Origin of the sequence: Streptomyces sp. SD31, assembly GCF_052068475.1 — a bacterium.
GTDB lineage: Bacteria > Actinomycetota > Actinomycetes > Streptomycetales > Streptomycetaceae > Streptomyces.
This window is the reverse complement of record NZ_JBQHCX010000005.1, coordinates 109,225-122,936: the sequence shown is the minus strand read 5'-3', so window position 1 is coordinate 122,936 and position 13,712 is coordinate 109,225. Positions and strand designations below refer to the sequence as shown.

Here is a 13,712-nt window from a genome sequence, read left to right as displayed (position 1 = left end):
TCGGTCACTCATGGGCTGTACGGTCACTTGTGCGGATAACATCCTGCGCACCCCTTGTGCCGTACCGGACGCGTCGTCACCCCTCGCGCTCGTCCCCCGCCTCCCCGCCCCCCGCCGCTCCGTCTCCGCCGCTCACTCCCCGCTCCCCCACTGATCGCCCTAGGACGACGATGTCTCCGCAGACACGTGCCCGGCGCCGCCTCGGCTCCATACGTCTCTCCCTGATCCTCCTGGCACTGATCCCCAGCATCACCCTCGCCGCCATGTGGGGGGTGACGACCACACAGATGTTCTCGGAGGGGCTGCGGCTGCGGGAACAGACCGAGCTGAGCAGGTCGAGCGGCGCCATGGGTACCGACGCGACCCTCGCCCTGCAGCGGGAGCGCGGTCTGTCGGCCGCGTTCCTGGCCGGTCAGCGCGGTGCCCGGACCGCCCTGGACCAACAGCGGCGGCAGACGGACGCGGCGATCGCGAAGCTGGTCGGCCGGTCGAAGGCGATCGAGGACGCCCCGTACCGCATCGGCGACCGGATGTACTCCGTCATCGCGGGAGTCGGAAGCCTCGAGTACTACCGGGACCAGGTCGACGACCTCACCGACATCTCCGCGCAGCAGGCACTCGACCAGTACACCTCGATCATCGACGACCAGATCAACGCCTTCCGGGAGCTCTCCCAGGTCGACGACGGAAACCTCACCTCGCAGGCCGGTCCGCTCGTCATGCTGGAGCAGGCGGCGGAGCTGGTCTCCCAGGAGGACGCGCTGCTCACCCTCGCCTGGCCGTCCGGGGAGCTCGACGCGGACGTAAGGGCCCGGTTCACGGAACTGGTCAACGCGCGCCGGTGGCTGCTCAAGGACCAGGTCGTCCCCGCCCTGCGCGGCAGTGTGAAGACCCAGACCGAGCACATTCTCCAAGGGTCGGCGTGGCAGACCGTGGAGGTCATCGAGGACCAGGTGCTGGCGGCACGCACGTCGGGCAGCGGCGAGGCCGTCCGCGTCGTCCTGCCCGACGCCCAGAAGCAGTGGGCCGGAGCGATCGATACTCTCTCCGACCAGTACACCGCCCTGATCCAGCAGCAGACCCGGGCCCTGCTCGACCGCACCGACGACCAGGCGCACTCCCTGCTCATCAAGGCCGGCTCCCTGAGCGTGGGTGGCCTCGTCGCCGTACTCGTGTGTGCCGTGATGTCCTGGCGCATCACGCGCTCGCTGTCCCGGCGCCTGCGCGGTCTGCGCGTGGCCACCCTCAGCCTGGCGGAGGAGCGGCTGCCGGACGTGGTCGCCCGACTCGACCGCGGTGAGAAGGTCGACGTGGAGCTCGCCACCCCGCCGCTGGACTACGGCCACGACGAACTCGGCCAGGTGGCCAAGGCGTTCAACACCGCGCAGCGCACCGCCGTGCACACCGCCGTCGAACTCGCCGACACTCGGCGCGGCTTCCAGAAGGTCATCCTGGGCATCGCCCGGCAGAGCCAGAACCTGGTCAACCTGCAGCTCACCAAGCTCGACGCGCTGGAGCGCGCGCACCAGGACCCGGAGATCCTCAAGGGCCTGTACGAACTGGACTCCACCGCCAGCCAGTTGCGCCGCTACGAGGAGAACCTCGTCATCATCAGCGGCGAGCGGCCCGGCCGCAGCTGGAGCGAGCCGGTCGCGCTGATCGACATCCTGCGCAGTGCCGTCGGCGAGGTCGCCGAGTACCAGCGGGTGGAGGTGCACACCGAGGAGGAGGTGCATCTCGCGCCGCCCGCGGTGGCGGACGTGATCCATCTGCTGGCCGAGCTGATCGAGAACGCCACCCTGTACTCCCCCGCGCCGGCCCCGGTCGGGGTGCGGGCCGCGATGGTGGCCAAGGGGCTGGCCGTGGAGGTCGAGGACCGTGGCCTCGGCATGTCCGAGGAGGACTACGACTCCTTCAACGCCCAGTTGGCCGACCCCCCGCAGTTCGACGTGGTGGCACTCGCCGACGACCTGCGGCTCGGCATGTTCGTGATCGCCCAGCTCGCCCGCCGGCACGGCATCGCCGTCACCCTGCGCTCCTCGCCGTACGGGGGCACGACGGCGATCGTGCTGATCCCGCACGACATCGTGGTGCGGGACGTGCCCGCGCCGGACCGGGACGAGGTGGAGCACGCCGGGGCCGCCGAACCGGCGGAACCCGTACGGGAGTCCCGCCCGGTCGTTGCGGCCCGCACCGCGCCCGAGCGGACCGCCGCGCCCGCCGCCGGCCGTGACCGCCTCTCCCCGCTTCCCCGGCGTGTGCCGCAGACCAGCCTGGCCGCCGAGCTGCGCGAGGAGGCCACCTCCGCCGAAGAGGACGAGTACGCCGACGACTTCACCGCGGAACGAGCCGCCTCCTCGCTCGCCTGCTTCCAGCGGGGGACCCTCCAGGCCCGCGACGAAAGCGACCCCGAGGAGCCGCCGCCGGTCGGCTCGGCCCGCTCCGCCTCCTCCCCCACGTCCTCCACCCCGACCGCCGACCGTTCATGAAGGACATCGCCATGACACGCCCCACCCCCGCCACGGACACCCAGCTCGACCAGTTGCTCACCGGACTCGTGGAGCGGGTCGCCGACGTCAACCACGCCGTCGTGCTCTCCGAGGACGGTCTGGTGGTCAGCAAGTCCACCGGCTTCCTGCGCGACGACGCCGAGCGACTGGCGGCGACCGCGTCCGGCCTGATGAGCCTCAGCAAGGGCGTCAGCATGGACTTCAGGGGCGGGCCGGTGCGCCAGGCGCTGATCGAGATGGCCAACAGCTTTCTGATCCTGACCTCCGCAGGGCCGGGCGCCCATCTCGTCGTCCTCACCAACCAGGGCGCGGACGTCGGCGTGGTGGCGTACCAGATGAACATGCTGGTGAAGAAGATCGGCGAGCATCTGTCGGCGGCACCGCGGGCCCATGTCGGCCCTGGCGCGTGAGGTGGGCTCAGACGATTCGGCGGCCCGGCTGGTACGTCCCTTCACCCTCACCGGCGGCCGGACGCGGCCCAGCCGCACCGACTTCACACTGATCACGACGGTGACGGCGGTGGATCCGCCACCGGAGCGGGCGCCCCGTCCGCAGCCCGAGCAGGCGCGCATCCTGCGGCGCTGCGCCCGGCCGATCGCCGTCGCGGAGCTCGCGGCCCATCTCGACCTGCCGGTGAGCGTGGTCGCCATCATGCTCTGCGATCTGCTGGAGGCGGGCCTGATCACCGTGCACCCGCCGCACCCCGTCACCCCTCGCACCCCGGACCTGGACCTGCTGCAGAAAGTGAGGGACGGCCTTGGCCGGCTCTGACACCACCGTGGAGGCGGCCGCGCCGCCCGACACGGTCAAGATCCTCATCGCCGGCGGTTTCGGCGTCGGCAAGACCACCATGGTCGGGTCGGTCAGCGAGATCGCCCCGCTGCGTACCGAGGAGCCCCTGACCATGGCCGGTCTGGGCATCGACGACCTCAACGGCATCGAGGAGAAGCGGGCCACCACCGTGGCCCTGGACTTCGGCCGGATCACCATCAGCCGGGAGCTGGTGCTGTATCTGTTCGGTACGCCCGGGCAGCAGCGGTTCTGGTTCATGTGGAACGACCTGGCGATCGGCGCGCTCGGGGCCGTCGTCCTGGTCGACGTCCGCCGGCCGGATTCCAGCTTCGCGGCGCTCGACTTCTTCGAGCGCCGGGGCATCCCCTTCGTCGTCGCCGTCAACGGCTTCCACGGTGAACACCCCTATCCCGCCGAGGACATCCGGGACGCCCTCGCGCTCCCCGAGCATGTGCCGGTGATGCTGTGCGACGCGCGGGAGCGCGAGTCGTGCCGGGACGTCCTGATCGCCCTGATCGACCAGTTGATCGCGGACGCTCGCAAGGCGAGCTGAGCCGCGAGCGGTCGCATCCGGGTGGCGAGAACCCGCCAAGGATGACCATGTGATTGACGCGCCCCCAACTCTCTCCTACCTTCTGGTCGATTAGCCGAACCTCGTTCGAGATATCGGCCATAGAGCTGTAAGGCAAGGCCCCCCGCACCTCCCTGGAGAGCCGCATGACGCACCCCTCCCGCAGACACTTCCTCGGCATGGCCGCCACCGTCCCGCTCGCCGCGACCGGTGCCCTGACCCTGGGTGCCGGAACCGCCCACGCCGCCGACTCGGCGTACGCGATGGTCTACTTCACCGAGTCCAACACCATGCTGGAGGCGGACTACAACCTCCATCTGGCCGTCAGCACCGATGGCCTGCGGTGGACGCCGCTCAACCAGAACGCACCCGTCGCCACCCCCACCCTCGGCGCCGGCGGTCTGCGCGACCCGTTCCTGCTGCGCAAGCAGGACGGCACGTTCGTCGTCCTCGCGACCGACCTGAGCGGCACGGACTGGACCCGCAACAGCGTCTACATCCACGTCTGGGACTCCACCGACCTGCGCACCTTCACCGGCTACCGCCTGCTGAAGCTGCACAACATGACCAACACGCACAGCTGGGCACCGGAGGCGTTCTGGGACGCCTCACGCGGGCAGTACGGCATCCTCTACTCTTCGGTGAACAGCAGCGGCCACAACGTCATCATGGTCAGCTACACGACCGACTTCCGTACGACGACGAACCCCCAGGTCTTCTTCGACCCCGGCTACGACGTCATCGACGGCAACCTCACCCTCGGCGTGAACGGCGTCAACTACCTCTACTACAAGAGGAACGGCACCCTGGTCGGCGCCCGTTCGACGAGCCTGAACCCCGGCAGCTTCACCCCGTTCAGCACGGCCGTGAACCACGGCGGCACCGAGGCGCCCACCGTGGTCAAGTCCCTGACCGGCAACACCTGGTACCTCTGGGGAGACACGTACACGCCGAACGGCGTCTTCTACGTCTGGCAGACGAGCAACCTGGCCGCCGGCACCTGGACGGCCCTGGACCAGAAGCTCTACACCCAGCCGCTCAACTCCAAGCACTGCGGCATCCACCCGATCACGTCGACCGAGTACAACAACCTGATCGCCAAGTGGGGCGCCCCCGCCTGGAACCGGCTCAAGTCGTACAACTACCCGGAGCGCTACGTCCGGCACAGCGGCTTCGCCGGCCGGATCGACGCGTACCCCTTCGACCCGTTCCCCGACTCCCAGTGGAAGCTGGTGCCGGGCCTCGCCGACTCCTCGGGCGTGTCCTTCCAGTCGGTCAACTACCCGACCCGCTATCTGCGGCACTACAGCTACGCCCTGCGCCTCGACGCGAACGACGGCACGTCGACGTTCGCCGCGGACGCGACGTTCTACCGGACGGCCGGGCTCGCCGACTCCTCGTGGGCGTCGTTCCGCTCGTACAACAACCCGACGCGCTACATCAGGCACGCCGACTTCGCCCTGCGCATCGACCCGATCTCCACGGCCACCGAGCGCCAGGACGCCACCTTCCAGGTCGGCTACTGAGCAGCACAGCGGGGTTGTGACGAGAGCTCGTCACAACCCCGCGTGAGCCTGCCGGAGGTCAGTCCAGACCGGCCGACTTCAGCCAGGCCTTGGCCACGTCCAGCGGGTCCTTGTTCTCCAGCTGGACCTGGGAGTCCAGGTCCAGGAGCGTCTTGGTGTCCAGCTTGGCCGAGACGGCGTTGAGCGCGTCGACGCCCTCCTGGGAGACGCCGCTCTTGTAGACGAGCGGGGTCACGTTGGCGAAGCCGAAGAGGTTCTTCGGGTCCTTGAGGACGACGAAGCCCTCCTTGGTGATGGTCGGGTCCGTGGTGAAGATGTCCGCGGCCTGCACGGTGTTCTTCGTCAGCGCCGCCTGGGTCAGCGGGCCGCCCGCGTCCAGCGCCTTGAAGGACTTGAACTTCAGGCCGTACTCGGACTCCAGGCCCTTCAGACCCTGCTGCCGGGTCTGGAACTCGGGCGAACCGCCGATCACCAGCTCCGGGGCGATGTCCTTGAGGTCCTCGAGGCTGGACTCGGCGGTCAGCTTGTACTTCTTCGCCGTCTCGGCGTTGATGCTGACGGAGTCCTTGTCCTCGGCCGGCGAGGACTCCAGCAGCGTCAGCTTCTCATCGAGCTTGGCCTTCACCGCGGCGTTCACGGCGTCGGCCGACTTCTGCTCCGCCTTCGGGTCGAGGTAGGCGAGCAGCGAGCCGTTGTACTCCGGCAGGACCGTCACGGAGCCGTTCTTCAGCAGGCCGTAAGTCGTCTCGCGGCTGCCGATGTTGGGCTTGTAGGTGACCTTGATGCCCTTCGCCTTCAGGGCCTCGCCGTAGATGTCGGCGAGCAGGATGCTCTCGGCGAAGTTGTTCGAGCCGACGACCACGGTGTCGCCGCTCGCTGCGTCTTCGGCGAGCGGGTCGGACTTGTCATCGGAGGAGGAACATCCCGCCAGCAGCGCCGCCGTGGCGGCGAGCGCGACGGCGGCCGCGCCGGGATGGTTCCTGAGGGACCTGCTGCGTGGGGCGGTGAGAGTCACGATTCCCGTTCCGGATTCAGGGGATTGTGGTACGCGGAGAACGCTCTCCACTGATCCAATCCAGCCCCGTCTTGGTCAGTCAAGAGCAGCCCGGTCACGATTGGCCCAGGAAGAACGGGCAGTTGTGGGCCGATGTGCGGGCGGGACGGTTGAGACACCGGGTGTTGTAACGGATTATTGATGTCCAGTTTCGGTCATGACCAGCAAGAGACTGTAGTCTCCCCGAAAATTGACCTGATCAACACCGGTCACGTGAACCCTTCGCGCGCCGTGTGACGCCATGAAGGGGGCACGTATGCGCGGGTTCGCCGTCCGCTGGCCATTCCGGCGCAAACTCAACCTTCTCGTGGGCGTACCGCTGACCGTGGTCGCGGCCCTCCTCGCCTACCTCATCGCCGACCAGACCGCGCAGTCGCGCAACTCCGCGGACGCCGCCCGGCTGGTCCGGGAGAGCGTCGAGGTCGCGAGGCTCGTCGACCAGTTGGCCGCCGAGCACCAGCAGGCCGTCCTGCTCTCCGTGCGGCACGAGGCCGCGAAGGGCAGTGCGCCCTCCCCCGCGGCCTACCGCACGGCACAGTCCCTGGTGAACGCCCAGGTGCGGCGGGTGCGCGACGCCTTCGGGGACCGGTTGCCCGAGACCGAGGCGCAGGCCCTGAAGACGGTCGAGGGCCTGAGCAGCCTGCGTGACACCGTCGAGCAGGGATATCTGGCCGCCGACAACATCGACCCCGCGTACACCCATGCCTCACAGGGTCTGATCGACGGCCTCGGGCTGGACCGCAACCCCGATCTGGCGACCACCTTCACCGGCAACCTGCTCGACTCGCTGCTGCGCGCGGGCGCCGCGCACAGCGCCTTCGAGACCGGCGTCTTCTCCGCGTCGACCGGTGACTCCAACGCGCTCATCGAGTTCATCGGCGCGATCGGCGCCTACGACGAGTACACCCACCAGGCCGAACGCTTCGCCCGGTTCGCCACCGAGACCCAGGCCCGCACGCTCGACGGGATCAAGTACACCCGCGCGCAGACCACCATCAGCAGGCAGTTCGCCGAGCTGCAGATCGACCCGGGCGCGGTGCAGGCCGAGTCACCCGCCGAGGTCCGCGAGTCGCTCGCGGAGGCGCTCGACTCCTACGACGCCTACCGCGACCAGGCCAGGACCCGGCTGGCGATCACCACCTCGCTCATCGACCAGATCGCCGACCAGGCGGACAGCGCCTCCGAGACGGCGGCGTGGCGCGCGCTGTCGCTGCTGGGGCTCGCCCTGTTCGGCTTCGCCGTCTGGCTGGTCCTCGCGATGCTGGTGCGCCGCTCGGTGGTTCGCCCGGTGCAGGCCCTCACGGGTGCGGCGCGGCAGGTCGCCGAGGTCGCCGAGCGCGAGCTGGCCCGGGTGGCCGACGACGACGCCGAGGACGACGGTCCGCCGCGGCTGGGCGAGATGCCGGTCATGGCGCGCGACGAGATCGGCGAACTCGCCGAGGCGTTCAACCAGGTGCAGACCACGGCGGTCGCGCTGCTGGAGCGGCAGGTGCTCAGCCGGCGCAACACGGCGGAGATGTTCGGCAACGTGGGCCGCAGAGTCAGCAACCTGACGTCACGTCAGCTGTCGCTGATCGACGCGGTGGAGCGGGGCGAGACGGACCCCGCGCTGCTGGAGCGCCTCTACTCCATCGACCACATCGCGGTCCGACTGCGCCGCAACGCCGACAGTCTGATGCTGCTCGCCGGCATCCACGAGGCGGTCCTGGACACTGGACCCCTCGCGCTCACCAACGTCGTACGCGCCTCGCTCGGCCAGATCGAGGGCTACCAGCGGGTGGAGCTGCGCGCGCGCACCGAGGTCGTGGTGGAGCCGGAGGTCATCGGCGACCTGACGCTGATGGTGGCCGAACTCCTGGAGAACGCGGTGTCGTTCTCGCCGGAGGGCCGCCCGGTCGAGGTGACGGTGGCGGACGGCGAGCAAGGCAGCGCGGTGATCGTCGTCGCCGACCATGGCCTGGGCATGAGCCCCGAACGCCTCGACGAGGAGAACGCCCGCCTCATCCGCCGCGAGCGACTGGACCTCGTACCGACCAAGGTCCTCGGCCTGTTCGTGGTCGGCACGCTCGCCCGGCGCTGGGAGATCGCGGTCGTCCTGTCGCGCACACCGGGTGGCGGCGTGACGGCCGAGGTGACGGTGCCGTCGTCGCTGCTGGTGACCGGGAGCACGACGGGGACGACGGCCATGGCGGCCCTGGCGGCGGTTTCCGGCGGTACGGGGGTGCGGGCGACCGCGCAGGCCTCCGGCCCGGGCTCGCAGACCGTCGACACGGCGTCGTCCGACTCCGCCGACGCGACGACGACAGGCGACCCGGAGGCGAAGGCGTCCGACGGGACGGAGCCCGACGATGCCGGCCGTGCGACCACGGCCAACGGCCTGGGGTCCGGCGCCGACACGCTGTCGGCCCCTGCCTCCGGGCCCCGGCCGTCGGCCGCCGCGCGGGCAGACGCCGTACCGGCGGGCGAGGGCGCGGACGGCGACGGGCTGCGGCCTCTCCCCCGCCGGGTGTCCCAGCGGGGTGCCGCCCCGGGCGGTACGGCGCAGTCGGCGGCCCGGCGGGCAGACCAGAACACGCCCTCCGGGTCGCAGCCGGGCGAGACCCCGTCCGTCCCGGAGCCCCGCATCGAGGAACCCCCCGGAGGGGGCCGGCCCCGGACCGGGGACGGTGCGCAGGCACCCACGGACCACACCCGGGCCGACCAGGCGGACCCGTCCGCCGCCGCGGCCCGGCCCGGCACGACGCCCGCGGCTGCCCCGGCCGCCGGCGAAGCCGCCGCCTCCCGCCCTCTCCGTCGCCGTGTCCGCGGCGCGACCCTGCCGACGACGGCCGCCTCCGCCCCGCAGGCGGTGCCGCGGCAGACCGTGCGTACCGTGGACCCCGAGGCCGTGCGGGCCGCGCTCGACGAGTTCGAGGCCGCTGTGGAGCGCGCGCACCGCGACAGCCGACGCACCGGCAGCGGAGCACGCTCCGCACCGGCCACCCACCCGACCCCCCATACGCAGGACCAGAACGACCCCCCGGAAGGAGCGGAGCAGTGAGCACGTCGACAGGTGGCACCCCGGCGGGAGGCACCACACCGGCCGAACTGCAGGCCGCCGCAGCCGACTTCACCTGGCTGCTGAATCGCTTCGCGAAGGAGACGGCCGGCGTCGTGGACGCCATCGCCGTCTCGTCCGACGGGCTGCTCATCGCCGTCTCCGAACTGCGTGAGCACGCCGACTCCGAGCGGCTCGCCGCGATCGTCTCCGGCATCACCAGCCTGGCGGCCGGCGCCTCCGGCAACTACGGCCTCGGCGGGCTCAACAAGGTCATCATCGACCTGGAGGGCGGCCACGTCCTGGTCTCCGCGATCGGCAGCGGCGCCGTGCTCGGTGTGGTAACCGACAAGGAGGCCAAGCTGGGCAACATCGCCTACGAGATGACCGTGTTCGCCAACCGCGCCGGGTCCGCCCTCAGCCCGCAGCTCGTGCTGGAGCTGAAGAACAGCGTCGGCGCCGCGTCGGCCCGCTGACCGGGCCGGGAAGAGAGCCGGGAAGGACAAGGCACCCGGTCGAGGAGGACGGACAAGCCCATGGCGGACGGCACCCCACCGCCGGACCTCGACGGACCGGACCTCGACGGACCGGACCCCGACGGACCGGACCCCGACGGACCGGCCCCGGTCGGCCCCGCCCCCGCCGTACGGCCATTCCTGGTCACCGCCGGCCGGGTGGCGGCCGACGCCGACGGCCGGTCGATGCCCGTCGAGACCCAGGTGGTCGCCACCACCGAGGGGCTCGACGCGCTCGACCGGCTCGCCTTCGAGCAGCACGACATCGTCGCCGTGTGCCGGCTGCCGCAGTCCATCGCGGAGATCGCGGCCCGGCTGCGGCTGCACCTCAACGTGGTGCGCGTCCTCGCCGAGGACCTGCGCGCCGCGGGGCAGTTGACGGTGCACGTGCCCGACTCCGGCATCGTCCACGACGCATCCGTACTGCGCAGGGTCATCGACGGCCTGCGCGCCATCCCCGACTCACGAGGGGTCACTCCGTGACGACGACTGAACCGGCCTCCCCCAGCCTCCGGCCGGGGGGAGCCCCAGGCGCGCCAGCCCCGCAGGCGGCCACCGTACGACCGCCGCTGCCGGTCAAGATGGTGATCGCGGGCGGCTTCGGCGTGGGCAAGACCACCACCGTGGGCTCGATATCCGAGATCGAGCCGCTGACCACCGAGGCCGCCATCACGGAGGTCGCGGCGGGCGTGGACGACCTCAGCCACACCCCGGGCAAGACCACGACCACCGTGGCCATGGACTTCGGCTGCATCACCATCGACCCCACCCTGAAGCTGTACCTGTTCGGCACGCCGGGCCAGGAGCGGTTCGGCTTCATGTGGGACGACATCGTCGAGGGCGCGGTCGGCGGGCTGGTCATCGTCGACACCCGCCGCCTCGACGACTGCTACGCGGCCGTCGACTACTTCGAGCACAAGGCCATCCCCTTCGCGGTCGCCGTCAACGCCTTCGACGGCAAGGTCGAGCACACCCTGGAGGAGGTCCGCTGGGCACTCGACGTCACCGACGGCGTCCCGGTGGTCGTCTTCGACGCCCGCGAACGCGGCTCGGTCAGGGACGCGTTGCTCGTCGTACTGGAACTGGCGCTGGCCCGCACGCAGGGATGACGCGCCCGGCATACTTCGCCCCGGCCTGCCTCACACCCGCCTGCGCACCCCCGGCGACACCGCGAGCCGGCCCAGCGCCCAGAACACCGCGAGCGTCGTCAGCGCCATGGCGGCGACGAGCGTGGCGCCGCCCACCACCTTCTCGTAGTTCCGCTGGTAGAGGCCGTCGATGATGTAGCGGCCGAGGCCGCCGAAGCTGACGTAGGCGGCGATGGTGGCCGTCGAGACGATCTGGATGGCCGCCGAGCGCAGGCCGCTGAGGATCAGCGGGAGGGCGACGGGGAGTTCGACCCGGAACAGGACCGCGGCCTCCGCCATGCCCATGCCGCGAGCGGCGTCGACCGGCGCGGGATCGACGGAGCGCATCGCCTCGTAGGTGGTGACGAGGATGGGCGGGATGGCGAGCACCACCAGCGGGATCATGACGGGGGCCATGCCCAGGCCCAGCAGGATGAACATCAGCACCATCAGGCCGAAGCTGGGCAGCGCACGGGCGGAAGTGGCGATGAGGGCGAGCGCGTTGCCGCCGCGCCCGGTGTGGCCCGTGAGCAGGCCGACCGGCAGGCCGACCGCGGCGGCGATGCCGAGCGCCAGCAGCGTGTACTGGACGTGCTCGGCGAGCCGCGCCGGGATGCCGTCGTAGCCCTGCCAGTGGGCGCTGTCGCTGAAGAAGGAGTTGATGAAGTTCAGTACGTTCACCGGGCGGTCTCCTTCACGGCGAGCGTGCGGGCGCTCTTGCGGGTGGCGCGCGGCATCCAGGGCGTCAGCAGCACACGCAGGCCGATCAGCGCGGCGTCGACGAGCAGGGCGAGAACGGCCGTGCCCACCACGGAGAGCCAGATCAGGCGAGGCTGGTTGTAGATCAGGCCGCTGTTGAGCAGGTTGCCGAGGGCACCCTCGTTGCCGATCAGCATGCCGACGCTGACGAGGGAGATGCTCGACACCGACGCCACCCGCAGTCCGGCGAGGATCGCCGGCGCGGCGATGGGCAACTGCACCTGCAGATAGCGTCGTACGGGCCCGAAGCCCATGGCGGTGGCGGCGGCCAGCGTCTCCTGCGGCACCGACCGCACCCCGTCCACGATCGCCGGGACCAGCACCACCAGGCTGTAGACGGCCAGCGGGATCATCACCGTGAGCTCGCTCAGGCCGGTGTAGTCGATGAGGATGACGAAGAAGGCGAGCGAGGGGATCGCGTACAGCACGGTCGTCACCCACAGCACGGGCGCGTACAGCCAGCGCACCCGCACGCACAGCTGGGCGACGGGCAGGGCCACGAGCAGCCCGGCCAGCACCGGGATCAGCGCCTCGCGCAGGTGCAGGGCGACCAGTCCGAAGTAGCTGTTCTGGAGGTCGCTGGGCAGGTCGAAAAGTTCGCTCATGGCGCGACCTTCTGGACCTTGCCGTCCCCACCGCGCTCCGCGTCCGCACCAGGCCTGGCGTCCGCACCGCGCTCCGCGTGCGCACCCCTGATGGCCTCGCCGATGCTCTGCTGCGAGACGACCCCGGCGGCCCGGCCGTCGGCGGCCACGGCGACGGCCCAGCCGGTCGGCGAAAGCACCGCGCAGTCGAGGGCGGCCCGCAACGAGTCGGTGCCGGCCACGAACGGGCGGCCGTACGACAGGAGTCGGTCGGCCTTGATCTCCCCGGCGGTGAGCTCCTGCGGCTCGCCCCAGCCGAGGGGCCTGCCGTCCGGGTCGGTGACGAGGAGATAGGGGGTTTCGGCCGCGCCGGCCGCGGCGATCTGCTCGGCGGTGGCGTCGACCGCGACGATCGGCTCGGTCAGCAACTCCAGGCCCGCCGAGGGGAAGAAGGACAGCCGCCGGATGCCGCGGTCGGCGCCGAGGAAGTCCTCCACGAACGCGTCGGCGGGGTGGGACAGCAGCTCGGCGGGCGGGGCGAACTGGGCGAGATGGCCGCCGGTGCGCATCACGGCGACCATCGTGCCGAGCTTGACGGCCTCGTCGATGTCATGGGTGACGAAGACGATGGTCTTACCCAACTCGTCCTGAATACGGAGGAGTTCGTCCTGCAGGCCCTTGCGCACCACGGGGTCGACGGCCGAGAACGGCTCGTCCATCAGCAGCACCGGCGGATCCGCCGCGAGCGCCCGCGCCACGCCGACGCGCTGCTGCTGGCCGCCGGAGAGCTGGTACGGGTACCGCTTGGCGAGCGCCCCGTCGAGCCCCACCCGCTCCATCAGCTCCCGCGCCCGTGCCCGGGACTTCTCCTTGCCCCAGCCGAGCATGCGGGGCACGGTGGCGATGTTGTCGAGGATCGTGCGGTGCTGGAAGAGACCGGCGTTCTGGATGACGTAACCCATGGACCGGCGCAGCGTGTTGACCGGCTGCTGCTGGATGTCCTTGCCGTCGAGGAGGATGGTGCCCTCACTGGGTTCGACCATCCGGTTGATCATGCGCAGGGTGGTGGTCTTGCCGCACCCGGAGGGTCCGACCAGGACGGTGATCGAGCGGTCGGGTATGTCCAGAGAGAGCCGGTCGACCGCCACCGTGCCGTCCGGGTATCGCTTGGTGACTGAATCCATCCGTATCAAAACGCCGAACACCCTTCGGGTCTGGGACCGTCCGGCAGAGTCTA

The 13,712-nt window shown here is 70.6% G+C and carries 12 protein-coding genes and 1 pseudogene; 9 read left to right on the top strand and 4 right to left on the bottom strand.

Going from position 1 to position 13,712, the window contains the following annotated elements; genetic code table 11:
• Positions 1-170 precede the first annotated feature (170 nt).
• The 5 genes from ACTMVF_RS12610 (at position 171) to ACTMVF_RS12590 (ending at position 5,399) form a co-directional block, all read left to right on the top strand.
• A complete protein-coding gene (locus ACTMVF_RS12610) occupies positions 171-2,489 on the top strand; it encodes a nitrate- and nitrite sensing domain-containing protein (protein WP_441271064.1) in 2,319 nt (772 codons plus the stop codon).
• An 11-nt stretch (positions 2,490-2,500) separates the two neighbouring features.
• On the top strand, positions 2,501-2,920 hold the full coding sequence (locus ACTMVF_RS12605) for a roadblock/LC7 domain-containing protein (RefSeq protein WP_403448167.1): 420 nt from the start codon (positions 2,501-2,503) through the stop codon (positions 2,918-2,920).
• Complete coding sequence (locus tag ACTMVF_RS12600; RefSeq protein ID WP_441271063.1) at positions 2,901-3,281, top strand: DUF742 domain-containing protein; 381 nt, start codon at positions 2,901-2,903, stop codon at positions 3,279-3,281. Before ACTMVF_RS12605 ends, ACTMVF_RS12600 begins: the two co-directional genes overlap by 20 nt.
• Positions 3,268-3,855, top strand: coding sequence for a GTP-binding protein (locus ACTMVF_RS12595; protein ID WP_441271062.1), 588 nt, complete (start codon positions 3,268-3,270; stop codon positions 3,853-3,855). The genes ACTMVF_RS12600 and ACTMVF_RS12595 overlap by 14 nt, the downstream gene beginning before the upstream one ends.
• Positions 3,856-4,019: 164 nt before the next feature.
• Positions 4,020-5,399, top strand: a complete 1,380-nt coding sequence (locus ACTMVF_RS12590) for a glycoside hydrolase family 43 protein (protein WP_441271061.1) — start codon at positions 4,020-4,022, stop codon at positions 5,397-5,399.
• Between the two features lie 58 nt (positions 5,400-5,457).
• Here ACTMVF_RS12590 and ACTMVF_RS12585 read toward each other — a convergent pair whose 3' ends face one another.
• Positions 5,458-6,414: an ABC transporter substrate-binding protein gene (locus ACTMVF_RS12585; protein ID WP_441271060.1), complete on the bottom strand. Its 957-nt coding sequence runs from the start codon at positions 6,412-6,414 to the stop codon at positions 5,458-5,460.
• Between the two features lie 295 nt (positions 6,415-6,709).
• Between ACTMVF_RS12585 and ACTMVF_RS12580 the strand changes: the two genes are divergently transcribed.
• The 4 genes and pseudogenes from ACTMVF_RS12580 (at position 6,710) to ACTMVF_RS12565 (ending at position 11,114) form a co-directional block, all read left to right on the top strand.
• Complete coding sequence (locus ACTMVF_RS12580; RefSeq protein WP_441271059.1) at positions 6,710-9,493, top strand: ATP-binding protein; 2,784 nt, start codon at positions 6,710-6,712, stop codon at positions 9,491-9,493.
• Positions 9,490-9,966: a roadblock/LC7 domain-containing protein gene (locus ACTMVF_RS12575; protein WP_403335297.1), complete on the top strand. Its 477-nt coding sequence runs from the start codon at positions 9,490-9,492 to the stop codon at positions 9,964-9,966. Before ACTMVF_RS12580 ends, ACTMVF_RS12575 begins: the two co-directional genes overlap by 4 nt.
• A 60-nt stretch (positions 9,967-10,026) precedes the next feature.
• Positions 10,027-10,498: pseudogene (locus ACTMVF_RS12570) on the top strand (DUF742 domain-containing protein).
• Positions 10,485-11,114, top strand: coding sequence for a GTP-binding protein (locus tag ACTMVF_RS12565; protein WP_441271058.1), 630 nt, complete (start codon positions 10,485-10,487; stop codon positions 11,112-11,114). Before ACTMVF_RS12570 ends, ACTMVF_RS12565 begins: the two are co-directional and overlap by 14 nt.
• Before the next feature lie 30 nt (positions 11,115-11,144).
• On the opposite strand, the gene ACTMVF_RS12560 is transcribed toward ACTMVF_RS12565, so the two are convergent.
• The 3 genes from ACTMVF_RS12560 to ACTMVF_RS12550 are packed head-to-tail and all read right to left on the bottom strand — an operon-like array spanning position 11,145 to position 13,668.
• Complete coding sequence (locus ACTMVF_RS12560; protein ID WP_441271057.1) at positions 11,145-11,813, bottom strand: ABC transporter permease; 669 nt, start codon at positions 11,811-11,813, stop codon at positions 11,145-11,147.
• Positions 11,810-12,496, bottom strand: a complete 687-nt coding sequence (locus ACTMVF_RS12555) for an ABC transporter permease (protein WP_441271056.1) — start codon at positions 12,494-12,496, stop codon at positions 11,810-11,812. Before ACTMVF_RS12555 ends, ACTMVF_RS12560 begins: the two co-directional genes overlap by 4 nt.
• A complete protein-coding gene (locus tag ACTMVF_RS12550; protein ID WP_441271055.1) occupies positions 12,493-13,668 on the bottom strand; it encodes an ABC transporter ATP-binding protein in 1,176 nt (391 codons plus the stop codon). Before ACTMVF_RS12550 ends, ACTMVF_RS12555 begins: the two co-directional genes overlap by 4 nt.
• Between the last annotated feature and the right edge of the window lie 44 nt (positions 13,669-13,712).

Coding starts and splice junctions, on each gene's coding strand:
- ACTMVF_RS12610 (WP_441271064.1), top strand. CDS start 171: ATGTCTCCGCAGACACGTGCCCGGCGCCGCCTCGGCTCCATACGTCTC.
- ACTMVF_RS12605 (WP_403448167.1), top strand. CDS start 2,501: ATGACACGCCCCACCCCCGCCACGGACACCCAGCTCGACCAGTTGCTC.
- ACTMVF_RS12600 (WP_441271063.1), top strand. CDS start 2,901: ATGTCGGCCCTGGCGCGTGAGGTGGGCTCAGACGATTCGGCGGCCCGG.
- ACTMVF_RS12590 (WP_441271061.1), top strand. CDS start 4,020: ATGACGCACCCCTCCCGCAGACACTTCCTCGGCATGGCCGCCACCGTC.
- ACTMVF_RS12580 (WP_441271059.1), top strand. CDS start 6,710: ATGCGCGGGTTCGCCGTCCGCTGGCCATTCCGGCGCAAACTCAACCTT.
- ACTMVF_RS12555 (WP_441271056.1), bottom strand. CDS start 12,496: ATGAGCGAACTTTTCGACCTGCCCAGCGACCTCCAGAACAGCTACTTC.